Annotated in this window: 19 protein-coding genes; 10 read left to right on the forward strand and 9 right to left on the reverse strand. The window is 67.8% G+C overall.

The features are described 5' to 3' along the window. Positions 1–169 precede the first annotated feature (169 nt). Entirely contained in the window at positions 170–4,681 is a 4,512-nt protein-coding gene (locus ACZIYR_RS07915) for an autotransporter domain-containing protein (protein WP_483528806.1), read from the forward strand. Positions 4,682–4,721: 40 nt separating this feature from the next. On the opposite strand, the gene ACZIYR_RS07920 is transcribed toward ACZIYR_RS07915, so the two are convergent. Genes ACZIYR_RS07920 through ACZIYR_RS07935 form a run of 4 tightly spaced genes read right to left on the reverse strand, consistent with a single transcriptional unit; the run spans position 4,722 to position 7,267 of the window. After that, a complete protein-coding gene (locus tag ACZIYR_RS07920; RefSeq protein ID WP_473033249.1) occupies positions 4,722–5,039 on the reverse strand; it encodes a hypothetical protein in 318 nt (105 codons plus the stop codon). Beyond that, a complete protein-coding gene (locus ACZIYR_RS07925) occupies positions 5,036–5,845 on the reverse strand; it encodes an ABC transporter substrate-binding protein (protein ID WP_473033250.1) in 810 nt (269 codons plus the stop codon). Before ACZIYR_RS07925 ends, ACZIYR_RS07920 begins: the two co-directional genes overlap by 4 nt. A gap of 31 nt (positions 5,846–5,876) precedes the next feature. Continuing rightward, positions 5,877–6,572 (reverse strand): ABC transporter ATP-binding protein, encoded by a 696-nt coding sequence (locus ACZIYR_RS07930; RefSeq protein WP_483528807.1) that lies wholly within the window; start codon positions 6,570–6,572, stop codon positions 5,877–5,879. Next, positions 6,569–7,267: an ABC transporter permease gene (locus ACZIYR_RS07935; RefSeq protein WP_473033253.1), complete on the reverse strand. Its 699-nt coding sequence runs from the start codon at positions 7,265–7,267 to the stop codon at positions 6,569–6,571. Before ACZIYR_RS07935 ends, ACZIYR_RS07930 begins: the two co-directional genes overlap by 4 nt. A 159-nt stretch (positions 7,268–7,426) precedes the next feature. On the opposite strand from ACZIYR_RS07935, the gene corA reads away from it, so the two are divergent. Further along, positions 7,427–8,512 carry a magnesium/cobalt transporter CorA gene (gene corA, locus ACZIYR_RS07940; RefSeq protein WP_473033254.1) on the forward strand — a complete coding sequence of 362 codons (1,086 nt, stop codon included), beginning with the start codon at positions 7,427–7,429 and terminating at the stop codon, positions 8,510–8,512. A 75-nt stretch (positions 8,513–8,587) separates the two neighbouring features. On the opposite strand, the gene ACZIYR_RS07945 is transcribed toward corA, so the two are convergent. The 4 genes from ACZIYR_RS07945 to ACZIYR_RS07960 form a co-directional block, all read right to left on the reverse strand. Further along, positions 8,588–9,901 carry an NAD(P)-binding domain-containing protein gene (locus tag ACZIYR_RS07945; protein ID WP_483528808.1) on the reverse strand — a complete coding sequence of 438 codons (1,314 nt, stop codon included), beginning with the start codon at positions 9,899–9,901 and terminating at the stop codon, positions 8,588–8,590. Further along, positions 9,898–10,470, reverse strand: coding sequence for an OsmC family protein (locus ACZIYR_RS07950; RefSeq protein WP_483528809.1), 573 nt, complete (start codon positions 10,468–10,470; stop codon positions 9,898–9,900). Before ACZIYR_RS07950 ends, ACZIYR_RS07945 begins: the two co-directional genes overlap by 4 nt. 100 nt (positions 10,471–10,570) lie before the next feature. Next, positions 10,571–11,119 (reverse strand): nickel-binding protein, encoded by a 549-nt coding sequence (locus ACZIYR_RS07955; RefSeq protein ID WP_483528810.1) that lies wholly within the window; start codon positions 11,117–11,119, stop codon positions 10,571–10,573. Next, positions 11,116–13,461, reverse strand: a complete 2,346-nt coding sequence (locus ACZIYR_RS07960; protein ID WP_483528811.1) for an ATP-binding protein — start codon at positions 13,459–13,461, stop codon at positions 11,116–11,118. Before ACZIYR_RS07960 ends, ACZIYR_RS07955 begins: the two co-directional genes overlap by 4 nt. 58 nt (positions 13,462–13,519) lie before the next feature. On the opposite strand from ACZIYR_RS07960, the gene ACZIYR_RS07965 reads away from it, so the two are divergent. Next, on the forward strand, positions 13,520–15,007 hold the full coding sequence (locus tag ACZIYR_RS07965; RefSeq protein ID WP_483528812.1) for a pyridoxal-phosphate dependent enzyme: 1,488 nt from the start codon (positions 13,520–13,522) through the stop codon (positions 15,005–15,007). 75 nt (positions 15,008–15,082) lie between these two features. Further along, entirely contained in the window at positions 15,083–15,670 is a 588-nt protein-coding gene (locus ACZIYR_RS07970; protein WP_483528813.1) for a carboxymuconolactone decarboxylase family protein, read from the forward strand. Positions 15,671–15,780: 110 nt separating this feature from the next. On the opposite strand, the gene ACZIYR_RS07975 is transcribed toward ACZIYR_RS07970, so the two are convergent. Beyond that, positions 15,781–17,778, reverse strand: a complete 1,998-nt coding sequence (locus tag ACZIYR_RS07975) for a sigma-54-dependent Fis family transcriptional regulator (RefSeq protein WP_483528814.1) — start codon at positions 17,776–17,778, stop codon at positions 15,781–15,783. Between the two features lie 319 nt (positions 17,779–18,097). Here ACZIYR_RS07975 and ACZIYR_RS07980 point away from each other — a divergent pair, with 319 nt between their 5' ends. From ACZIYR_RS07980 to ACZIYR_RS08005, 6 genes are all read left to right on the forward strand, one after another. Continuing rightward, the gene (locus tag ACZIYR_RS07980; protein ID WP_483528815.1) at positions 18,098–18,601 is read left to right on the forward strand and encodes a gluconate 2-dehydrogenase subunit 3 family protein; all 504 of its coding nucleotides are present in this window, start codon (positions 18,098–18,100) and stop codon (positions 18,599–18,601) included. A 90-nt stretch (positions 18,602–18,691) separates the two neighbouring features. Then, a complete protein-coding gene (locus ACZIYR_RS07985) occupies positions 18,692–20,038 on the forward strand; it encodes a GMC family oxidoreductase (RefSeq protein WP_483528816.1) in 1,347 nt (448 codons plus the stop codon). Further along, positions 19,942–20,274: a GMC oxidoreductase gene (locus tag ACZIYR_RS07990; protein ID WP_483528817.1), complete on the forward strand. Its 333-nt coding sequence runs from the start codon at positions 19,942–19,944 to the stop codon at positions 20,272–20,274. Before ACZIYR_RS07985 ends, ACZIYR_RS07990 begins: the two co-directional genes overlap by 97 nt. A gap of 14 nt (positions 20,275–20,288) precedes the next feature. Then, positions 20,289–21,269 carry a thiamine pyrophosphate-dependent dehydrogenase E1 component subunit alpha gene (locus tag ACZIYR_RS07995; RefSeq protein ID WP_483528818.1) on the forward strand — a complete coding sequence of 327 codons (981 nt, stop codon included), beginning with the start codon at positions 20,289–20,291 and terminating at the stop codon, positions 21,267–21,269. Between the two features lie 15 nt (positions 21,270–21,284). Next, positions 21,285–22,316, forward strand: a complete 1,032-nt coding sequence (locus ACZIYR_RS08000) for an alpha-ketoacid dehydrogenase subunit beta (RefSeq protein ID WP_483528819.1) — start codon at positions 21,285–21,287, stop codon at positions 22,314–22,316. 12 nt (positions 22,317–22,328) lie between these two features. Further along, positions 22,329–22,565, forward strand: coding sequence for a biotin/lipoyl-containing protein (locus tag ACZIYR_RS08005; protein ID WP_483528820.1), 237 nt, complete (start codon positions 22,329–22,331; stop codon positions 22,563–22,565). Positions 22,566–22,571: the final 6 nt, after the last annotated feature.

Genomic DNA, 22,571 nt, shown 5'->3' on the forward strand with positions numbered 1-22,571 from the left:
TCGAAAAGCGCGGCGTTTCTATACGCATCCGGGCGGTCAATGCAACAAGGGCCATCGGCTTGCTTGCCTGATCACCATGTCTACATTACGTGACGTCAGAACGACAAACTCAAGAGACGTAGTTCACCCATCGCCTGATGGCAATGGAGAAGAGCCAGGGAACCACACCATGAATCATGTCTATCGTACCCTTTTCAACCACTCCACCGGCACCTGGCAAGCAGTGGCGGAAACTGCTCGTTCTTGTGGTAAGGGCGGTCGCCCCCGGGTATCGGGGGCGCGCCCATCATCGAGCATGGCTGCACCTCGCAGTATGCGTGAGCCTGCTTGGGGTGTGGGGGTGTTGGCCGGATCGGCGCTTGCCTTGATGCTTGGCCTGGCCTCCAGTATGTCCGCCCATGCGGCCGTGTTTACCGTGAACAATACCAATGACTCCGGCGCGGGGTCGCTAAGACAGGCCATCGCCGATGCCGCCGCCGATGGTGCCGGCCCTCATACGATAGAGTTTGGCCCCGGTGTTTCCGGCGATATCGTTCTGGGGTCTGAATTGCCTGCTCTTGATTTCGATGTGGCAATTAATGGTTCCGGCTCTAGCGGCGTGACCATCAGCGGTGATGGCCAGCATCGGGTCTTTCGCGTTGGCAATGGCAGCGACGCCGTCGATGTGACACTGCGTGGCCTGACCATCCGGGACGGCGCGTCGACCGGCGGTGATGGTGCCTCGGGCAATGGCGGCGGCGGCGGCGGCGCCGGTCTGGGTGGTGGGGTCTTTGTCGAGAGCGAGGCCAATCTGGTGCTGGATTCGGTTGACCTCGCCGATAACGAGGCCAGGGGTGGGAGCGGAGGCGGTGCCAATAATGGCTACTCCGGCGGCGGTGGTGGTGGACTTGATGGCGGCGGTGGTGGCGCGGGCGGCAGTGATGGCGGCACCGCGACCGGCGGTGATGGCAGCGATGGCGGCTTCGGTGGCGGCGGTGGCGGCGGCGGCTTTGGCGTTTCTGGTGGCGGCAGCGGCGGCAGCGGCGGCTTTGGCGGCGGCGATGGCGGCTTTGGCGGCGCCGCCGGCGTCAACCCTCCACGGGGCGGCAATGGCGGGTCGGGATTTGGCGGGGCGATCTTCGTCCGCGACGGCGGTTCAATCCGCGTCATCGATGGCGGCTCTGCCGGCAACAGCACCGTCGCGGGCTCGGGCGGCAGCGGGGGCGGTTCCACCGGCGATGCGGCGGGTGACAGCTTTTTCCTGATGGGTATGGATCTGATCTATGAGGTGACGGCCGGCCAGACGGCGACCATCGCCGATACGGTTGCCGGTACGTCCGGGTCTGGGCTCATCAAGGAGGGCGGCGGCACGTTGGCGCTGTCGGGCGACAACAGCTATGACGGCGGCACGGTGCTGAACGCCGGAACGATCGCGCTCAGTCACGACGCCGCGCTTGGCACCGGTGCACTGACCGCCAATGGTGGGACACTCGCCTATGGTGATGGGCTGGACATCGGCAATGCCATCACGCTTGATGGCGCTCTGAACCTGTCGGTGGCTGATGGCGACAGCGCGACCCAGTCGGGGGTAATCTCGGGCAGCGGCATGATCGGGTTTGATGGCCCGGGGACCGTGTCGCTGACGGCCTACAACACCTTCACCGGCGGCACGATACTGAACGCGGGGACGCTTGCGCTCGGTCACGACAATGCGCTGGGCATCGGCGTGCTGCACGCCAATGGCGGGACACTCGCCTATGGCGACGGGGTGGCTATCGCCAATGCCATCGCACTCAACGATGACCTGACCCTGTCGCTGGCCGATGGCGACAGCGCGACCCAATCCGGCGCGATCTTCGAAGACGGCAGCATCACACTGGAGGGCGACGGCACGCTGGCGCTGTTAGGCGATAGTGGCTTTACCGGCGGCACGGTGCTGAATTCCGGGACACTTGCGCTCGGTCACAACAACGCGCTCGGCACCGGCGCCGTAACGGTCAATGGCGGCGCGCTCAGCTATGGCGACGGGCTGGATATCGCCAATACCATCGCGCTCAACGACGATTTGACCTTGAACGTGGTGGATGGCGACAGCGCCACCCAATCCGGCGCGATCTCGGGCAGCGGGGGTGTCATACTGGACGGCAACGGCACATTGACCCTGACAGGCAACAACACCTTCACCGGCGGCACGGCGCTGAACGCCGGGACGCTTGTGCTGGGTCACGACGATGCGCTCGGCACCGGCACGCTGACCATCAATGGTGGGACACTGGCCTATGACAATGGGCTGGATATCGGCCATACCATGACGCTCAACGATGAACTCATACTGTCGGTGGCCGACGGCGACAGCGTGACCCAGTCGGGGGTAATCGCGGGCAGCGGCGGCATCACGCTGGATGGCGACGGCACGTTATCGTTGTCGAACGACAACACCTATGCTGGCGGCACCACATTGCACTGGGGCACGCTGAATATCTCGAATGATGCCAATCTTGGTCATGCCAATGGCACCCTGACGTTCAATGGCGGCACATTGGCAACCATGGCAGATATTGACAGCAGCCGGGTGATCATCTTGAACGACAATGGCCGGTTCGACGTCGTCGATGCCACCGTTCTCCGGCTTGATGGCGGCATATCCGGTTCTGGCAACCTGGTGATGACGGGAGAGGGTACGCTGGAGCTGACCGGCAACAATGATTATGGGAATACCCTTGTCCAGTCCGGCACGCTGGTCGGCAATGTGCATTCGATTTCCGGCAACATCGCCAATGACGGTACGGTGGTTTTCGACCAGGCAAACGACGCGGACGATGCCCATTATGACGGCATCCTCTCGGGAAATGGCGCCTTCAGCTTTGCTGGCCGCGGCGCGGTGCTGCTCACTGGTGACAGTTCGAGCTTTGGGGGCGCGACCACGGTCTCGGGCGGCACATTGCTTGTCGGCGACGCGGACGGGAACGGTGCGCTGGGTGGCTCGCTGATCATTGAAAACGGCGCCATCCTCGGTGGCTCCGGTACCGTGGGTACCACCACCATCCAATCGGGCGGTACGCTCTCGCCGGGTAACTCCATCGGTACGCTGACGGTAGACGGCGACTGGACACTGGCAACGGGCGGCACCCTGTTGGTGGAAATGAGCGATGGCGGCACCATCGCTGGCGTCAACAATGATCTGGTGCAGGTCAGCGGCAATGCCCTGATCGAAGCTGGAGCCATCGTGCACCTGACGCCTGAAGACGGCAGCGGCACCAACTTCGCGGATAACGCCCAATACACCTTTATCGATGCCAGCAGCCTGACGATCGAAGATGAGCAGGCGCTGAATAACGACCTGCAGAATGATTTCGCATTCCTGAACTTTACGTTTGCGCAGGACGGTGATGCCTTGGCCGTCACAAGCACCCTAGCCACCGAGGAACCCGAGCCCGAGCCTCAACCGGAGCCCGAACCGGAGCCCGAACCCGAGCCTCAACCGGAGCCTCAACCGGAGCCGGAGCCGGAGCCCGAACCCGAGCCTCAACCGGAGCCCGAACCTGAACCTCAACCGGAGCCCGAACCTGAGCCGGAGCCCGCGCCCATCGACAGCTTTGCGCTGCCAGGGATGACGGCCAATCAGATCGCCACCGCCGATGCGGCCTTTACCCTGGCGGCGGGGCACGAGGTCTACGACCATGTATTGAACATGAGTGAGGCACAGGCCATCGCAGCGATGGGTCAACTCTCCGGCGAACTGCACGCCACACTGCCCGGTGTACTGATCAGCGACAGCCGCCTGGCCCGCGATGCCACCCATGATCGCCTGCGCCGGGGCGGTCGCAAGCAGGCACTGATGGACCAGCAGGCTGAGCACAACGGCATCACCTACTGGACCCGTGCGCTAGGCGTGTGGGGCGAGCAGGATGGCGACGGCAACGCCGCCGGTGCCAAGCGCAATGTCGCCGGGGTATTCGTCGGCTTGGATACCGACCTGAGCGCCAACCTCCGCGGCGGGCTGATGACCGGCATGACCCGCAGCGATATCAGTGCCCAGGACGGCCGCGGCAATGCCGATGTCGACAGCTTCCATCTCGGCGCCTACGCCAGCACACCGCTGAGCGTCCATGGCAGCGGCCAGCGTGTCGAGCTACGCGGTGGTGCCTTCTACACCCACCACGAGATCGACAGCAGCCGTCACGTCAGCCTCGGCAATAGCAGCCAGCGCCTGGAAGACGACTACCGTGCCCATACCCTTCACGGCTACGCCGAGATCGCCGCTCCCATCGAAGTGGGCGCCATGAGTGTGGAACCCTTCGCGCAGGTCGCCCAGATCCACCAGCGGGCCGCCGGCGTGAATGAAGACGGTGGCAGCGCCGTGCTCAATAGCCGCAGCGAAAGCTACAACACAACCGTCACCACACTGGGCGTGCGCCCGGAAGCCAGCTTCGACGCCGGCGACTCCCAGGTCAGCGTCTACGGCAGCATCGGCTGGCAACACGCCCTGAGCGACACCACCTTCGAACGTGAACAGCGCTTCGACAGCGGCGACACCTTCACCATCAGTGGAACCCCCATGGCCGAAGACAGCGCCGTGGCGGAAGCCGGCGTGCAGGTGGACATCAGCGACAACGCCGCTATCAGCGTCGGCTACGGTGGCCAATTCGGCGACGGCGCCGAAGACCACAGCGCCCGCGCCAGCTTTGAATGGAGGTTTTAATCGCTGTTCTAACAGTGGGTAGGAAACCCCGGGGGAGGCCTCACGGCCTTCTCCGATTGTTCTGGGTCTCCCTGCAGTGCTCGGCATGGATCAGGTCTAGCCGCATGGCGGGGTAGGCCTCCAGTTCCAGCCCTTCGGCGTCGATCAGCTGCTGCGGCAGCTGAATGCTGCGTAGCTCCTTGAGCAGGCTCGAGTTGAAGGTGATCTCGTTGGCCCGGTTGACGATGTCCCGGGAGCTGTCGGGCAGTGTACGTACGGCGCACCAGAGGATTGACCTGGACCACCACCAGGTCGCGACAGCCCTGATCGTCGACCAGCGGGTAGAGCGCCGGATTGCCGCTGTAGGAGATGGCGTCATTCGACTGCAGGAAAAAACAGTGGTTCGCCTTTGACCTGAAACTCGGTGATGGCTTGCTGGCCGGCTTCGGAGCGCAGCCAGGCGTGCCACCGGGCCGCCAGGTCATGCTTGAGATGCGGGTGGCGCTCGGCGTCGATAACGACGCTGCCGTACGGGTTGAATAGCGCTTCATCGCCCTCGAATAGCAGCACCAGGTTCTGGCGATTGGCGAAGGCGGCCCAGGTGGCGCGGTCGCTCAACACGTAGGCGTCCATGGCGGCGGCGGTATTGAGCGTTGGCCCCATGCCGCTGCCGAGCTGTCGGTACCAGGGGCCACTGGGCTCCATGCCGCCGGCCTGCCAGAGTCGCCGCTCGGCGCGATGGGTGCCGCTGTCGTCGCCTCGGGAGGCGAAGGGGGCCTCGGCTGATGCGATGCGTGCTAGCGCCTCGGCCGCCGTGTCGGCGTCGGCGATGGCAGCAGGATCCTCGGCGGGGCCGAGCAACACGAAATCGTTATACATGATGTCGGCACGCTCGCTGCCGTAACCCTCGGAGATGAACTGCGCCTCGCCTGCGGTATCGTGGACCAGCAGGGCGTCGGCATCGCCGCGCCGGGCGATCTCGAAGGCCTGGCCGGTACCCACGGCCACGACACGCACTTCGATGCCGGTGGCCGCATGAAATCGTGGCAGCAGATGCGCGAAGAGCCCCGAATTTTCGGTGGAGGTGGTGGAGGCGAGGGTGATATGGCCGACGTCTGCCGCGGTGGCGTAGAGCGATAGCCCCATCAGGCCGGCAGCGGCCAGGCGGACGCTCGTCTTGTGCATGACGCTGTGCTCCTCCGTCGAGTGGGCCGAGCTACCAGACCAGGTCGCCGTTCAGGAAAGTGCGGGCGGTCGGGGAGGTCGGCGCATTGAAAAAGCGCTCCACGCCGCTGTGCTCGATGAGGCGCCCCTCGTGGAGCAGGATGATCTCATCCGCCAGGCGTTTGGCCTGGTTGAGATCGTGGGTGGTCATCAGGATGCGGGTACCGCGTGCATGAAAGTCGAGCACCGCTTTCTCGACGGCGCGCATCGAGGCCGGGTCCAGCGCCGAGGTGGGTTCGTCGAGAAAGAGCACTTCGGGCTCGAGCAACCAGGCGCGGGCCAGGGTCAGGCGCTGCTGCTCGCCCCCGGAGAGCACCCGCGCCGGGCGCTGCGCCAGGTGCTCCAGGCCAAAGTGAGCCAGGGCCTCGCCGGCCAGCGCCCGGCGCTTTCGCTGTGGCGTGCCGGTCACGGCCAGGGCATAGGTGAGGTTGTCCAGCGCCGAGCGCCTCAGCAACACCGGGCGCTGGAAGACCATGGCTTGGCGAGGCGCTGGCCCCTGCCAGCGCACGCGTCCAGCGCTGGGGGCAATCAGACCGTGGGCAAGACGCAGCAGCAGGCTCTTGCCGGCACCGTTGGGGCCCATCACCAGGCTGCGGCGACAGCCGCTCAGGTGCAGATCGAAGGGGTGCAAGAGCGGCTGGCCGCGGTGGCGGAGACTCACGCCTTCAAAGAGGAGCGGGCTGATCATCCCAGTCGCCTCCTGGCGGTTTCGCCCAGCACGTAGGCCGCGCCATTGATCAGGGTCACCAGCACCAGCAGCACCAGGCCGAGACCCAGCGCCAGGGCCAGATTGCCCTTGCCGGTCTCGAGCACGATGGCGGTGGTCATCACCCGCGTCACGCCCTCGATATTGCCGCCTACCATCATCACCGCGCCGACCTCGGCACTGGCGCGGCCAAAGCCGGCCAACACCACTGTCAGCAGACCGAAGCGGGCGTCCCACAGCAGGGTGGGAATCATGCGCGGCCGGGAGACGCCGAGGGAGTGGAGCTGCTCGCGGTACTCGGCGTGCAGCTCCTCGATCTGCTGGCGGGTCAGGGCGGCGATGATCGGGAGGATCAGCATTGCCTGAGCGATCACCATGGCGGTGGGCGTGAACAGCAGGCCGAGCTGGCCCAGTGGGCCGGCGCGGGAGAGCAGCAGGTAAACGGCCAGTCCCGCCACCACCGGCGGCAGCCCCATCAGGGAGTTGAGCACCACCACCACTGCTCCGCGCCCAGGAAATCGCCAAAGCGCCAGGGCGGCACCCAGCGGCAGGGCCAGCGCCGCGGCGAGTAGTACGGCACTGAGCGAGACTCGCAGCGACAGGCTGACGATCTCCCGCAGCGCCGGGTCGAGGTTCACGACGAGCTGGAGAGCAGTGGCAAAGGCGTTGTCGGGCATGTGGCTCTCGGCGGCTTTGGCGCAGCGTCCACGCTGCCATCCTGGGTCAGACAAGGTTAACTGTGCTATTCGCGAAACGATAGCGATGTGCCACTATGTCCACTGGTTTGGCATGCGAGCCTCGAGGCTGACAGCTTTGCTGATACAGGGGGCCCAACCATGACGCGACTGTTTCGCAAGCACTATCACCCCGCCGGCACGGCCCCGGGAACGCTGCGTGAGCTGTCATTCGCGCAGCAGGCACAGCGGACGCCGGCGCGGTTCTTCCTTGCGCGTCGTGATCGCGGGTGCTGGGGGGCCGTGCTTGAGATAACGGCCGATCTGACCCCGCTGGCCGACCCCGATGGGCCGCTGCACTGGCTGCATGTGCAGGGCATGCCGACCGCGGATGAGCTGTCACGGCTCGGTGAGCGACTGGGACTGCATCCACTGGTGCAGGAGGATATCCTCAACGGTGGGCAGCGTCCCAAGCTCGAGCGCTTCGATGACGGCCTGGTGGTCATCCTCGGAGTTCCGGCAGAGCGCGAGGACGGTCAGCTGATGCTGCATCAGCTGGTGCTGTTCCTGGGGGCCAATCTCGTGGTCAGCGTCATGGCCGAAGACCATGATCCCTTTGGCGTGGTTCGACGCCGTCTTCAGGAGCGCGGCGGTCGCGCGCTGGGCACACCCGATGAGCTGCTCTATAGCCTGCTGGACGCTGCCGTGGACCATGCTTTCCCGGTGCTGGACGGCATCGGAGAGCGCATCGAGGACCTGGAAAGCGAGATCCTCGATCATCCCGGCAGTACCGCTCTGGAGCGGCTACATGGCCTGAAGCGCGAGTTGATCCTGCTACGCCGTCATCTGTGGCCGACTCGAGAAGTGATCAATCAACTGCTACGCGATCATGATGATCTCTTCACGCGCGACACCCGGTTGGGGATGCGCGATGTCTACGACCACACGGTTCAGGTCATGGACCTGGTGGAAAGCTACCGGGACATGACCGCCAGCCTGCTCGATATCTATCTCTCCAGCATGAGCCACCGGCTCAATGAGAGCATGCGCACTTTGACGTTGGTCGCTACGATATTCTTGCCCCTGACCTTTATCGCTGGGGTCTACGGTATGAACTTCGCTCATCCGGAGAGCCCCTTTGCCATGCCGGAGCTTCACTGGTACTGGGGCTACCCCATGGTGTGGGGGCTGATGATCCTGGTCACCTTCGCGATGGTGTGGTGGTTTCGGCGCCGGCACTGGTTGTAGAACATTTCCCTCCCGGCCCGGCGGTGCCCGCCGGGCCGGGAGGGGTGTCTCAGCCAGTATAGTGGCTGGGCTCGGTCAAGTGCCGAGTCCGGCGCTCAGGCGGTGAGGGACCCGCCTGCGGTGGCTGGCCAGCCAGGCGGCCAGATGGCCGCTGAGCTCGCGGGCGTCGTCATCGGCGCCGTAGAGGCTGGCCGACTTGCGTCGGCGCAGGAAGGGCAGGCCCAGGACGTAGAGCCCCGGGGCTGCGACGATTCCGCCGTGGTGCTTCAGGCGCCCCCTGGCGTCGAACACCGGGACCCGCAGCCAGGAGAAGTCAGGCCGGAAGCCGGTGGCCCAGAGCACCGTCTTGATCTCGCCGGCGGCCAGGTCGAGGCCCAGGCAGGGCCGCGCCGGCAGCCGGGTGGGCGCCGGGCGCTCGGGGGCGGGCAGGCCGTCGTGCCAGCCGTGGGCCAGCGCCCAGGCGTCCAGGTTGTCGAGCAGCCGTCCCAGCTTGAGGTCCGCCGAGGTGCAGTGCATGGCCAGGGAGCCGGCGAACTGCAGCCGGCTGCCGGCCATCCCCGCCAGGCGGCCCACCAGGCGTATACCGTTCGCGCTCAGGGCGTTGAGGTCCAGGTCGCGGGGCGCAGGGCCGCCCACCAGCTGGGGCGAGGGGGTACGCCGCGCCCGCTGGATGTCCTCCACCTCGTCGAAACGCTGGTCGAGCAGGCCGGCGGCATCCAGCCACCACTCGATATCGCGACCGCGGTAGCGGCGCGGCAGGCGCAGGTGCTCGCCCACCGCCAGGGTCACCGGCCGGCCGCTGCGCTGGAGCTCGTCGGCCAGCTGCACGCCGCTGGCCGAGGCGCCCACCACCAGCACGCCGCCCGGCGGGAGTCGGTCCGGGCGGCGATAGGCTAGCGCGGAGAGGCTCTCGATCCAGGGCGGCAGGGCCTCGGCCAGGGCGGGCACCACTGGCACCTGGCAGGCGCCGGTGGCCATCACCAGCGCCCGGCAGCGCCAGGCTCCGCGGTCGGTCTCCACCCGGTAGCCGTCGTCCGTGGCCTGCACCGCCGTCACCCGGGTGCCGGTGTGGATTGGCGAGGCGAGCCGCCGGGCATAGCCGTCGAGGAAGGCGATCAGCGCCGGCATGCTCAGGTAGCCGTCGGGATCGGGGCCCGCGTAGGCCTGCCCGGGGAGCCGGCACTCCCAGTTGGGAGTGAGCAGGTGCAGCGAGTCCCAGCGCTGGTGTCGCCAGGCGTGGGCCACCTCGCCGCGCTCCAGGATCGCATGGTCGATGCCGCGCCGCGCCAGGTGGTGGCCCATGGCGAGCCCGGCGTGTCCCGCGCCGATGACCAGGACGGTCACGGCGCGGGCCGGGCGATGCGGCGGGCGTGAACGCCCGGCGATCATGCCACCTCCACCCGGACCTGGGTGGGATTGGTGAGCAGGTCGTAGACCGCCGAACGCTTCTGGGACTGGGCGACCAGCGCCTCGATCTCCGTGCGGCTGGCATCGGCATCGATCTCGTAGATCACCCGGACGTCGTCGAAGCCGTTGCGCACCTCGGGGTCCATGCCCAGGATGCCCTGGATGTCCATGCTGCCCTCGACGCGGGCCTTGACCGAGCGCAGCTGGATGCCACGATTCTGGGCCACGGCGGCGATCCCGGCGGTGAGACAGCCGGCCAGGCCGACCAGCACGTACTCGACCGGGGTGGGGCCATGGTCCTGGGCGGCGAACACCTCGGGGTGATCCACCTCGAAGGTGAATCGGTTCTTGTGACGCTGCTCTTCGCAGAGGCCGTGATAGCTCTCCACCATTGTCCGGCTATGGGTACCGCGGACCCAGTCGCAGTGGGCGCGCCAGGTGAAGCGGGCGGCCTCGGGGGCCTGGGCCAGGGCCTGGCGGGCGTCCAGCAGGGCGGTGACGTTGACGCCGTTGTCGATGATCTGGTCGATGGTGGGGGTAGCGGTCTGCATGGGGTCTCTCCTTGGTTGTCGTTGTGTGACCAGTCTTGGGTGGTCAGCTACGAGCCTGGACGGACCACGTGGGACCCAGCGTGGGAGAGGCCGTGGTATTTCAGGGCGCGGGCGTGGGAGCGGGCGGCACGATGCGTCGGCAGGCCCAGATCCGCGTCACCGGCATGCCGGCCTGGTGCTGGGCCAGGCGCACCGACTCGGCGTCCGGGGCGCGGTAGAGGCAGTGCATGCACCGGCGATCCGCGGCGCAGAGGGTGCGCAGGAAGCGCACTCGATGATGGTGCAGGCAGGCGGCGCCGGCATCCTCCAGGGCCTGGATCGCCGCGACGCTGACCGGGGCGGCGAAGCGGCGCTCCACCACCACATTGGCCCCTGCCAGATCCGCGGGCTCGAGGCCGGGGGCATCGTGCAGGGTGCCGGCCCACAGCGAGCCGACATCCGCCCCGGCCCGACGCAGGCCGAGGCGCGCCGATTCCAGGTCCGGGGCCCGGAAGTGGCAGAGCAGGCGGCGGCCGTCCCGGGCCAGCAGGCTCCCCTGCCAGGCGACCCGGTGCCGGTCGAAGCAGCCCAGGGCGGCGAGGGTCAGGGAGCGCACCAGTGGGGAGTCGATGGGCAGGGGGAAGTGCCGCTCCAGGAAGACGTCGATCATGCCTCGTCCTCCGCGGCCGGGGCATCGTGCAGCGTCCGGTAGCGGCGCCGTGCCCAGCCGGCCACCGGCCCCCGGGCCAGTGTCTCGGCCGCCTCGGCGTGCCGGTGCCGGGCATCCGGATCACCGGCCCGATGAGCCGCCTCGGCCAGCAGCGCCAGGGCCAGCAGCTGCTCGGTGGGGCGCTCCAGGACCCGGGCATGCTCGAGGGCCTCGGCGGCACGGGCGGCGGCCGTCTCGAGGCGCCCTCGGGCCAGGTCGAGGCGCGCCGCCTGGAGCAGCAGCACCGCCAGGCGGTGACGGGCATCGGCGTGGCGCAGCGACACCAGGGCGACGGCGAAGGGGCCGGCGTCATCCTCCAGAGCGTAGCGGCACAGCGCCTCGGCGGCGGCGGCGAAGGGCGCCTCGCTGCCGTCGCGCAGGCGCTCGCCGAGGGCGCAGAGCTCGCCGCAGCGCTCCCGGGCCCGGGGGTAGTCGTCGCGCTCCAGGTCGAGCAGCAGCAGGGACTCCTGGGCCTGGAACTCGCCCAGGCGGTCGCCCGTGGCCTTGCACAGGGTGCGGGCGTCCTTGAAGTGCGCCTCGGCCACGTCGAAGCGGTCGGCGTGGAGGCAGAGCAGCCCTTCGGCCAGGGGAATGGCGGGGTGATGGAGATGGCGCTGGATGGCCAGGTCGCGGGCCTGGGCCAGCATCGCCGCGGCCTGGTCCAGGTCGCGCTCCAGCATCGCCAGGCAGCGGGCCGTCTCGGCCATGGCGATGACCTGCTCGCGGTCGTCGGCGCAGCGGGTCACCCGCTCGGCCTGCAGGGTCTCCTCGTGGGCCCCCGACCACTGCCCGTGGGCCCAGCGGATATGGCTGGCCAGCTGGTAGCCGAGCCGGGCATGGGCCAGGGCGCCGTGCTCCAGGGCCCGTTCGGCCAGGGCCACCACCTCGCCGGCGCCGGCCTCCCAGTCGGCCAGGGGCGCGGCGCTGTAGAGGATATCGTGGAGCTCCAGGGCCAGGCAGACGCCCTTGGTGCCGGCGACCTCGTCGGCCAGCGCCAGGCCCCGCTGGGCGAAGCCCTGGGCCTGCTGGTTGGCGAAGAGGCGCAGGCAGAGCCGGCCGGCGGTGATCATCGCCCGGGCGGCGAGTTCGGGGTCGCCGCTGGCCTGGGCATGGTGGGCCAGGTCGGCTGCGCGCTCCAGGTCGTAGAGGGGCGACTCGGCCAGCCATTCGGCGAGGCGTCGGTGCATCGCCCGGCGCCGCGCGGGGGAGATGGACTCGTCGAGTTCCCGGGCGAGCTCGGGGCGGGGGAAGCGCAGCCCCGCCTCGCTGCTGGTCAGCCACCCCTGGCGCTCGGCCACCTCCAGGGCAGCGCCGAGGCGGTTGGTATCGAGCCCCGCGACCCGGCCAAGGGTCGCCGGGTCGAGGCGAGGGGCGAGCAGCGCCGCCCAGCGCAGCACCTCCAGGGTGTCGCCCTCCGGGAGCGCGGCGCCCTCCTGATCCGACCCCACGCCCGAGGCCGCCGCGGCCGGTGGCGCGGGGGCATCGCGGGGCGCCCGCCAGGCGCGCAGCAGCTCGCCGCCGAGCGGCAGCCCCGCCTCGCGGATCAGGCGCATGCCCAGCTGCAGCTGCTGCTCGGCCTCCTTCGGCCGATGCAGGGCCAGCAGCAGCCGGACCAGGCGGGCCCGGGCCGTCTCGTCGAAGGGGGCGAGCCGCACCCAGGCATGGGCCTGGGGCAGGGCGCGCTCCGGCGTGTCGGCCAGACGCTCGACCAGGGCCGCCAGCAGCGCCAGCTGGGCGCGCATGGCCGCCTCCCGCTCGGCCAGGCACCAGCCGTGGAAGTCGTGGAAGTTGTCCAGCTCCAAGCCTTCAAGGAAGGGGCCGCGATAGTGGGCGGCAACGGCCTCCAGCTCGGCGGTGTCCACCTGCGCCAGGCCCCGGGCATGGAGGGCGTGCAGCCGGGCGGCGTCGATATCGATCTCTGCCGTCTCCAGGGCGACGTTCAGGCGGTCGGCCCTGAGGCGCGGGCGCGCTGGATCATCCACCAGGCGGCGCAGCTTGGAGAGGCTCCAGCGCAGCGAGCCCCGAGGGTCGTCGGGCAGCTCCCAGAGCAGATCGCAGAGGTGCTCGCGGCTGCAGGGGCGGGGGTGCCGTGCGAGATAGGCGAGCAGGGCGCGGGTCTTCTTCGAGGGGGGCAGCGCCAATACCTGCCCGTCCCGAATCACTTCGAGCTCGCCGAGCAGGTTGAGGGTCAGCGCCATGGTCGTCAGCCCCTGATGGGGTCCCCTTGCAGTATAGCCCGTCGAGCCGTTGCACTCGGTGATGATTTCCACGCCTGGGGCGCGGAAAACCACGCTGGCTACCACGCCCGCTTCCCCGGCCGGGAATCAGGCTCTGGTCATGACCCCGACGAGGAGTGCCATCATGACCCGCTACGCCAGCATCCTGGATACCATCGGCCGCACCCCATTGGTGCGCCTCGCCCGGCTCGCGCCGCCGGACGTCAACGTTCACGTGAAGGTGGAGGCCTTCAATCCCATGGGCTCGGTGAAGGACCGCATGGCGCTGGCGGTGATCGAGGCCGCCGAGCGCAGCGGCGCGCTGCGCCCCGGCCAGACGGTGATCGAGGCCACCAGCGGCAATACCGGCATCGGCCTGGCCATGGTGTGTGCCCGCAAGGGGTACCCCCTGGTGGTAACCATGGCCGAGAACTTCAGCCTGGAGCGGCGCCGGCTGCTGCGCTTCCTCGGCGCCCGGGTGGTGCTCACCCCGGCTGCCGAGAAGGGCAGCGGCATGCTGGCCAAGGCGATGGAGCTGGCCGAGACCCACGGCTACTTCCTGTGTCGCCAGTTCGAGAACCCGGCCAACGCCGAGGTGCATCAACGCACCACGGCCCGGGAGATCCTCGATGACCTCGAGGGCGAGCCCCTGCATGCCTGGGTGACCGGCTTCGGCACCGGCGGCACCCTGCAGGGCGTGGCTCGGGCGCTGAAGGCGGCCGACCCGACGACGCGGATCGTGGTGGCCGAGCCGGACAATGCGCCGCTGCTGGGCAGCGGCGTTGCCCAGCCACGCGGCGACGGGGGCCGCACGCTCAGCCATCCCGGCTTTCGTCCCCATCTGATGCAGGGCTGGAGCCCCGACTTCATCTCGCCGCTGACCGAGCAGGCCGTGACGGCCGGCCTGGTGGACGAGGTGGTGCCGGTGGCCGGGACCCAGGCGCTGCGCCTGGCCCGCGACCTGGCCCGCAAGGAGGGGATCTTCGCCGGCATCTCCGGCGGCGCCACCCTGGCCGCGGCCCTGGCGGTGGCGCGCCGCGCGCCCCCCGGCAGCCATGTGGTCTGCATGCTGCCCGACACCGGCGAGCGCTATCAGTCCACGCCGCTCTTCGCCGGCATCGAGGAGGAGATGAACGAGGAGGAGCTGGCCCTGTCGCGCTCCACCCCGGGCTATCGCTTCGATCGCCCCGCGGCCGTGCCGGCGCCGGTGGCCGAGCCCGTGGCGACCCTGGATGCCGAGGCCGAGCGCTTCGTCGACGACACCCTGGCTCGGGCACGGGTGGTGATGTTCGCCCTGGCCTGGTGCGAGTTCTGCTGGGCGGCGCGCAAGCTCTTCGACCGGCTCGGCGTCCCCTACCTGAGCGTCGAGCTCGATGGGCCGGGCTGTCAGAACGACGACCTGGGGGTACGAGTGCGACCGGTCTTGGCCCGGCGCACCGGGGCCGCCACCATTCCCCAGATCGCCATCGGCGGGCAGTGGCTCGGCGGCTGCAGCGAGCTGTTCGTGGCCTGGCGGGATGGCTCACTGGGCGAGCGCCTGGCGGCGTGCGGCATCCGTGTCGATCCCGAGGTCGCGTTCGACCCCGACGAGCTCTTGCCCCGCTGGCTGCACCCTCGCGCCGCGACGGCCTAGGCGGCGTCTTCCCCCATGCCGGTCGCGAGGCGGCCTCGGGCCGGCCCATCCTCACCCTCCACAGGAGAGCGAGTCATGAGCTTCATTGATACCATTCCACCGGAGCAGGCCGAGGGCGAGGTCCGCGAACTGTACCGGCGCCAGGCGGCCCACTTCGGCTATCTACCCAACTACGCCCGGGCGTTCAGCCATCGCCCCGAGGTGATGGCGAGCTGGGCGGCCCTGCAGGCGACCATTCGCCGGCCGATGGCGCCACGCCGCTTCGAGCTGGTGACCCTGGCCGCCGCCCGGGCCCTGGGCAATACCTACTGCGCCCTGGCCCATGCCCAGGCGCTGTCGGGACTGCTGGGCAGGACGGCGGCCCTGGCGGTGGCGAGGGGCGAGGCGGCGGTCCTGAGCGAGGCGGAGCGGGCCATGATGGCCTTCGCCGCCAAGGTGGCCTGCCGGGCCCAGGCGGTGACTGCCGAGGATATTGCCACCCTGCGGGGGCACGGCCTCGGCGACGACGAGATCTTCGATATCGTCGCCGTGGTGGCGGCGCGGGCCTTCTTTACCCGGATCCTCGATGGCCTGGGTGTCCAGGCGGACGCCGCCTTCCGCGACTTCCCCGCCGAGCTGATCGAGTCACTCAGCGTGGGGCGGCCCATTGCCGAGCCGGCCTGAGCGAGGGTGGTTCAGCCCGGCATTCGCGGGTTCTGCTGGTTAGGCGGCACGATACCCAGGCGTTTCATACGCCGGTAGAGGGTGAGGCGTGAGGAGTCCCGGGCCTGGGTTCAGCCCGGCGGTTGCTGATTGGGCGGCACGATACCCAGGCGTTTCATGCGCCGGTAGATGGTGGGGCGCGACAGTCCCAGCTCCCGAGCCACGGCGCTGATATTCCACTGTTGCCGGCATAGCGCCCGGTAGAGCAGGTCCTGCTCCAGTGGGCGCGGAGTGGACAGGCCCTGGTCGGTCGGTGCCGTCTCGATGCCGGTGGCGGCGGGGCGGCCGGCCGCCGGGTGGGCGAACTGGCCGTGCAGGCACTCCTCCGGCAGGTCGCCGACCACCACCTCCTCGCCGTCGCCGGTGGCCAGGGCATAGCGTAGGGCGTTGTGCAGCTCGCGGATATTGCCTGGCCAGGCGTAGGCGAGCAGGGCGCTCATGGCATCGCCGCGCAGCCTTGCCCGGCCGCCGCGTTCGTGGTTGAGCTCGGCGAAGATCCGGCGGATCAGGTAGCCCTTGTCGGCCCGTTCGCGCAAGGGCGGCAGGCGCAGGCTGGCACCATTCAGGCGGTAGAAGAGGTCCTCGCGGAAGCGTCTGGCGGCGATCAGTTCGCGCAGGTCCCGGTGGGTGGCGGCGACGACCCGCAGGTCCACCTTGATGGGGCGGCTGGCGCCGATGGGTAGCACTTCTTGCTCGGCGAGGACCCGCAGAAGGCGAGTCTGCAGCTGCAGGGGCATGTCGCCGATCTCGTCGAGAAACAGGGTGCCGCCGTCGGCCTGGGTGATCAGGCCCTTCATGCCCTTGCTGCGGGCGCCGGTGAAGCTGCCGGGCTCATGGCCGAACAGCTCACTCTCGATCAGCGACTCCGGCATCGCCGCGCAGTTGATGGCCACAAAGGGCTGGTCGTGGCGTTGACTGGATTCGTGCAGGGCTCGGGCCATGCGCTCTTTGCCGGTGCCCGTCTCGCCGATGATCAGGATGTTGATCGGCTCGTTGCGCAGCCGGGCCGCTCGAGTCAGGGTGTCGCGCATGCTGGGGTCATCGTCGGCTAAGGCTTCCAGGGGCGCCAAGCTTGTGTCGCGGGCCGAGGTGGTGGCCCCGGGCGCGTGTCGCGGCGGCTCGATCAGGGTGGCGAAGTGGATCTCCCGGTGGCGTCGGGTATGGAACGCCTGAACGCGGTCGTCGCTGTGCTGGGGAATGGCCAGCACTTCGTCCACCTGGGCAACGAGCAGGTCCTGAATATTCCAGGCCTTGAAGGGGCGTGCTCCACTCGCCTCGGGCAGTGGCAGTTCGTGATGACGCAGCAGCTTGCGTCCCGCCGTATTGGCCGCCACCAGGCTGCCATCCTCCTCGATGGCCAGCAGGTAGCGGCGATTGATCTGCACGAACTCCCGGGAGCGGTCCAGGCAGACGATGGCGTGGTCACTGTAGCGCTGCAGAAAATAGGCGTCCTCGATCATCTTGGCGGTGTACTTCACCAGTTGCAGGGCAAAAGTCTGGGAGTCCTTGGTGGCCGGGGACTGGTAGGCGGAGATATCGAGAACTGCCAGCAGTCGGCCATGGGGGTCGAAGATCGGCGCCGCCGTGCAGGTCAGGCGAATATGGTGGGCGCTGAAGTGATCGCTATGGTGGCAGGTCAGCGCGCTGCGTTCGTGGATGCAGGTGCCTACGGCGCAGGTACCGGCATGGGATTCGCTCCAGTCGGCACCCAGGTAGAGACCGGTGCGCTGGTGTTCGCGCTGGTCGGCCTTGGCGCCGAGGAACTGCACTGCGATGCCGCGAGCGTCGGTGAGCAGCACCACATACCCCAGGGGGGCCACCTGGCGATAGAGCTGCTCGACCCCGGCGCGGGCCACCTGGAGCAGGTCATCGGCCTGGTCCTGATGCTCGCGCAGGGTGGCGCCGGGGACGTAGCGGGCCGGGGTGGGTCGGGCCGGATCGAGGCCATAGCGGTCGATACAGCGCCTCCAGGAGCGCTCGATGATGGCGCTTTCTCCCTGGGGCCCGGGGCGATTCAAGGACTCGAGGATGGTCTCGACGTGCTGGCGTTGGCTCAGGCTGGCGGTCATGGCGTGCCTCTGCCGGTCTCGGTCGTTGTGATTGTCATGGTGTCAAGGTAAGTCGCTGTTCAGACGATCGAGATACGACCTTGGTCGCCCCCTTTACAACTGTAACGTTGCCTGTAAACGGCGCTGTCACGAAGTGTCCGGCCCGCTGTCACACTCCATGCCGTTCAGGCCCTTGTCGCAGGGTCGATATCGATCCGTTTTTCTCTTTTCTATCAGTGGCTTGATTCTCATCTTCCTCAGGTTGGCACGGAAGCTGCCATGGCATGAGTGTGGCCATCGCCTCGGCGGGCCTGCGAATAATAAGATGAGGAGTCATGCCATGACCGCTTCCCCTCGAGCGACGCTGAGCCGTCGCCGCTTCCTTACCCTCACCGGCGCCCTGACCGCCGGAACCCTGGCACTGGGTGCCACCGGCCTGTTGCCGCGCTGGGCCCTGGCCGAGCCCGACCTGGCCCAACGTCTGCTGCGGATGGGGCGGGATATCTACCCCCACGAAGCGATTGCGGATCGCTATTACCTGGAGCCGCTTGAGCCACTGTTGGAAGAGCACCGGGAGCTGGTCGCCAGAGGGCTCGACGACCTGGATCGCCATGCCCGTGCTGCCCACGGCAGCGACTATTCCGGGGTCAGGGATGATGCCGAACGCGAAGCGCTATTGCAGCAGATCCAGCACACGGCGTTCTTCGCCAAGGTCAAGGGGAGCCTGATGATGGGGCTCTACAACAATCCTGCCTTGTGGCCCGAATTCGGCTATGGAGGTTCCTCCTGGGAGCAGGGGGGCTATCTCCACCGCGGCTTCGACGCCACGCCGGACTGGCTGTGATCGGGCGTGGGTAACGATGAGTCGCCGTCCATGGCCCGATAACGACGCAACGATAACAAGGCCGCGATAACAACAGAGGGGCACAAGTGTATGAGTAGGCAATTCGATCTGAATGACGACAGCCTCGTGGTGATCATCGGCTCCGGCGCCGGCGGTGGCACCCTGGCCAATGAGCTGGCGCAAAAGGGCATCCGTTCGGTGGTGCTCGAAGCCGGCAAGCGCTTCACCATGGAAGATATCGAAAACGACGAATGGGGGATGTTCAACAAGATCAGCTGGCTGGACCAGCGCAATCTGGTGGGGCCGTCGCGTCTGGCCGAGGACTTTCCCAACCTGCCCGCCTGGATCGTCAAGGGGGTCGGTGGCTCCACCATCCACTGGGCCGGTGTCGCCATGCGTTTTCAGGAGCACGAGTTCAAGATGAAAACGCTCAACGGCGCCATCGCCGGTGCCAACGTGGAGGACTGGCCGCTATCGCTGCAGGACCTCGAACCCTACTATGCCTTGGCAGAAAAAAAGATGGGGGTATGCGGCACCGAAGCCACCGGGATGCCCTTTCATGGCAAGAGCACCCACTATCAGGTCATCGAAGCCGGTGCCAACAAGATCGGCGCCCGCTGCGAGCAGGCACACCTGGCAATCAATACCGTGCCATTCGACGGGCGGGCGCCCTGTCAGGTCACCGGCTTCTGCATGCAGGGCTGCCGCTTCGGCGCCAAGTGGTCGACCATGTACGCGGAAATTCCCAAGGCCGAAGCCACCGGAAACGTGGAGGTCAGGCCCAACTGCATGGCCCTCAAGATCGAGCATGACCGGCACGGCAAGGCGACCGGTGTGCTCTATGTCGACGCCGATGGGATGGAGCGGTTCCAGAGGGCGCGCATCGTCGCCGTGGCGGCCAACTCCATCGAGTCTCCGCGTCTCCTGCTCAACTCCGCTTCCAGCCTGTTTCCCGATGGGCTGGCCAACTCCTCGGGTCAGGTGGGCAAGAACTACATGACCCATGTGACGGGTGGCTCCTACGCGGAGTTCGACCACCCAGTGCACATGGAGCGCAGCACCGTGGTGCCCGGCATCGTCACGGAGTGGGAGGGTAACGACCCGTCCGCGGTCATGTCGGTGGCTACGAACTGGAGGCGCTGCACCTGGGGTTGCCCTTTATGGCGGCATTCCTGGATCCGGGGGCAGCCAATGGCTGGGGACGCCAGTTCGCCCAGTCCATGGAGAACTACAGCCGGATGGCGGGGTTCTGGATCTGCGGGGAAGACCTCGCCCTGGAGACCAATCGCATCACCCTGCACCCCTCGGAAAAGGATCAATATGGCTTGCCGGTACCGGTGGTGCACAAGGTGGATCACGACAACGATACGCGCATGCGCAACCACGCCTACCGGATGTCCAGGGAGCTGTTTTCGGCCATCGGTGCGCACCATGTGAATGATCTTCCGCCCTATCCGGCCAGCCACAACATGGGCACCAATCGCATGCATGCCAATGCCCAGGATGGTGTCGTCAATCAGTGGGGCCAGTCCCACGATATCGCCAACCTGTTCATCTCCGACGGCAGCCAATTCACCAGCAGTGGGACGGAAAACCCGACCCTGACCATCGTTGCCCTGACCATTCGTCAGGCCGATTACATGGCCGAGCGCATGTCACGCGGCGAACTTTAAGAGGATAGATAGCCATGCAACCGACAGCCGAACAGCGGCGCTGGATGTACCGCCATATGGTACTGAGCCGCTACCTTGAGGAGCGCATCGAGGCGCTCTATATGGAGGGCAAGAGCCCGGTGTTCAACATGGCCAAGGGGCCCATCCCCGGGGAGATGCACCTCTCCAACGGCCAGGAGCCCTGCGCCGTGGGGGTCTGTGCCCATCTGACGGCGGACGACATCGTCACCGCTACCCACCGTCCCCACCATATCGCCGTGGCCAAGGGGGTCGACCTGCACGCCATGGTCGCCGAGATCTTCGGCAAGGCCACCGGGCTGGCCGGTGGCCGCGGCGGTCATATGCACCTCTTCGACGCGGCGGTGAACTTCTCCTGCTCGGGGATCATCGGCGAGGGTCTGGGCCCTGCGGTGGGGGCGGCGCTCTCCCGCCAGATGCAGGGCAAGCCCGGGGTGGCGGTGGCCTTTTTCGGCGAAGGCGCGGCCAACCAGGGAGCCTTCCACGAGGCGCTGAACCTGGCGGCGGTATGGCAGCTGCCGGTGGTCTTCGTTATCGAGGACAACGCCTGGGGGATCTCGGTGGCCAAGCAGGCCGCCACCGCCGTGCCGCGCAACGACGTGCGGGCCGCTGCCTACGGCATGCCGGGCCATCACGTGGCCGACAACGACGTGGAGGGCGTCTATGCCGCGGCGGGTGAGGCCATCGCCCGGGCCCGGGAGGGGCAGGGGCCGAGCCTGATCGAGATCGAGACATCCCGGCTTGCCGGCCACTTCATGGGCGACGGCGAGGACTATCGGCCCAAGGGCGAGAAGGAGGGGCTTGCCGACCCCATTCCCCGCTACCGCGCGGCTCTGCTCGAGGCAGGGGTGCTCGACGAGGCGGCTGATGCCGACCTGGTGGCCGAGGCCCACGAGCGGGTCGAGGCGGCCATCCGCTTTGCCCAGCAGAGCGATTTCCTGCCGCCGGAGCAGGCCCTCGAAACCGTCTTCGTCTAACCGGGAGCAACGATTATGAACACGACTACCAAGAGCTCTAGCCGCAAGCTGACCATCGCCCGGGCCATGGCCGAGGCCACCGCCCAGGAGATGCGCGCCGACCCGCGGGTCTTCGTGATGGGCGAGGACGTAGGACCCCTCGGCGGGGTCTTCGGCAATACCCGGGGCCTCTTCGATGAGTTCGGGTCGGAACGCATCCGCGATACGCCGATCTCCGAGACCGCCTTTATCGGCGCCGCCGTGGGGGCCGCCTCCGACGGCATGCGTCCCATCGTCGAGCTGATGTTCGTCGACTTCTTCGGCGTCTGCATGGACGCCATCTACAACCTGATGGCCAAGAACACCTACTTCTCCGGCGGCAAGGTCCCGGTGCCCATGGTGCTGATGACCTCCACCGGCGGCGGCTACTCCGATGCCGGCCAGCACTCCCAGTGCCTCTACGGCACCTTCGCCCACCTGCCGGGCATGAAGGTGGTGGTGCCGAGCAACGCCTATGACGCCAAGGGGCTGATGACCGCGGCGATCCGGGACGATAACCCGGTGGTCTTCATGTACCACAAGGCGCTGCAGGGCATGGGCTGGCTGGGCACCGAGAAGGGCGCCACCGTGGCGGTGCCCGAGGAGGCCTACACCGTGGAGATCGGCAAGGCCGCGGTGACCCGGGAAGGCAGCGACCTGACCCTGGTCAGCCTCGGCGCCGGCGTGCATCACTGCCTGCGCGCCGCCCAGGTTCTGGAAGAGGAGGGCTTCTCGGCCGAGGTGATCGACCTGCGTAGCCTGGTGCCGCTGGATCGCGAGACGGTCCGCGAGTCGGTGGCCAAGACCGGCCGGCTGATCGTGGTGGACGAGGACTACCACAGCTATGGCGTCAGCGGCGAGATCATCGCCAGCGTCGCCGAGCACCCGGGCTGCCGCCTGCGCGCCGCCCCCAAGCGGGTGGCCTACCCGGACATTCCCATTCCCTTCGCGCCGACCATGGAGCAGTGGGCATTGCCCAATGCCGACAAGATCGTCGCCGCCTTCCATCACATGCTGACCGACAACTGAGGAGAGACTCCCATGACGACCGATATCACCGTACCCGCGGATCTCTGGGAGGGCGAGACCGAAGGCGTGATCACCGCCTGGCTGGTCAACGACGGCGCTGAGGTCGCCCAGGGCGACCTGGTCGCCGAAGTGATGGTGGAGAAGGCCCAGTACGAGATCGAGGCGCCGGCCGCGGGCCGGCTGAGCATCGTCAAGGAAGAGGACGAGGTGGTGAGCAAGGGGACCCTGATCGCCACCCTGGACGCCTAAGGAGGC

This window comes from Billgrantia sp. NRB1 (assembly GCF_056921725.1).

Bases quoted from the DNA above. Each gene is read 5' to 3' on its own strand.
- ACZIYR_RS07915 (WP_483528806.1), top strand. From the start codon at position 170: ATGAATCATGTCTATCGTACCCTTTTCAACCACTCCACCGGCACCTGG.
- ACZIYR_RS07920 (WP_473033249.1), bottom strand. From the start codon at position 5,039: ATGACGCCATCTCCTACAGCGGCAATCCGGCGCTCTACCCGCTGGTCG.
- ACZIYR_RS07925 (WP_473033250.1), bottom strand. From the start codon at position 5,845: ATGCACAAGACGAGCGTCCGCCTGGCCGCTGCCGGCCTGATGGGGCTA.
- ACZIYR_RS07930 (WP_483528807.1), bottom strand. From the start codon at position 6,572: ATGATCAGCCCGCTCCTCTTTGAAGGCGTGAGTCTCCGCCACCGCGGC.
- ACZIYR_RS07935 (WP_473033253.1), bottom strand. From the start codon at position 7,267: ATGCCCGACAACGCCTTTGCCACTGCTCTCCAGCTCGTCGTGAACCTC.
- corA (WP_473033254.1), top strand. From the start codon at position 7,427: ATGACGCGACTGTTTCGCAAGCACTATCACCCCGCCGGCACGGCCCCG.
- ACZIYR_RS07945 (WP_483528808.1), bottom strand. From the start codon at position 9,901: ATGATCGCCGGGCGTTCACGCCCGCCGCATCGCCCGGCCCGCGCCGTG.
- ACZIYR_RS07950 (WP_483528809.1), bottom strand. From the start codon at position 10,470: ATGCAGACCGCTACCCCCACCATCGACCAGATCATCGACAACGGCGTC.
- ACZIYR_RS07955 (WP_483528810.1), bottom strand. From the start codon at position 11,119: ATGATCGACGTCTTCCTGGAGCGGCACTTCCCCCTGCCCATCGACTCC.
- ACZIYR_RS07965 (WP_483528812.1), top strand. From the start codon at position 13,520: ATGACCCGCTACGCCAGCATCCTGGATACCATCGGCCGCACCCCATTG.
- ACZIYR_RS07970 (WP_483528813.1), top strand. From the start codon at position 15,083: ATGAGCTTCATTGATACCATTCCACCGGAGCAGGCCGAGGGCGAGGTC.
- ACZIYR_RS07975 (WP_483528814.1), bottom strand. From the start codon at position 17,778: ATGACCGCCAGCCTGAGCCAACGCCAGCACGTCGAGACCATCCTCGAG.
- ACZIYR_RS07980 (WP_483528815.1), top strand. From the start codon at position 18,098: ATGACCGCTTCCCCTCGAGCGACGCTGAGCCGTCGCCGCTTCCTTACC.
- ACZIYR_RS07985 (WP_483528816.1), top strand. From the start codon at position 18,692: ATGAGTAGGCAATTCGATCTGAATGACGACAGCCTCGTGGTGATCATC.
- ACZIYR_RS07995 (WP_483528818.1), top strand. From the start codon at position 20,289: ATGCAACCGACAGCCGAACAGCGGCGCTGGATGTACCGCCATATGGTA.
- ACZIYR_RS08000 (WP_483528819.1), top strand. From the start codon at position 21,285: ATGAACACGACTACCAAGAGCTCTAGCCGCAAGCTGACCATCGCCCGG.
- ACZIYR_RS08005 (WP_483528820.1), top strand. From the start codon at position 22,329: ATGACGACCGATATCACCGTACCCGCGGATCTCTGGGAGGGCGAGACC.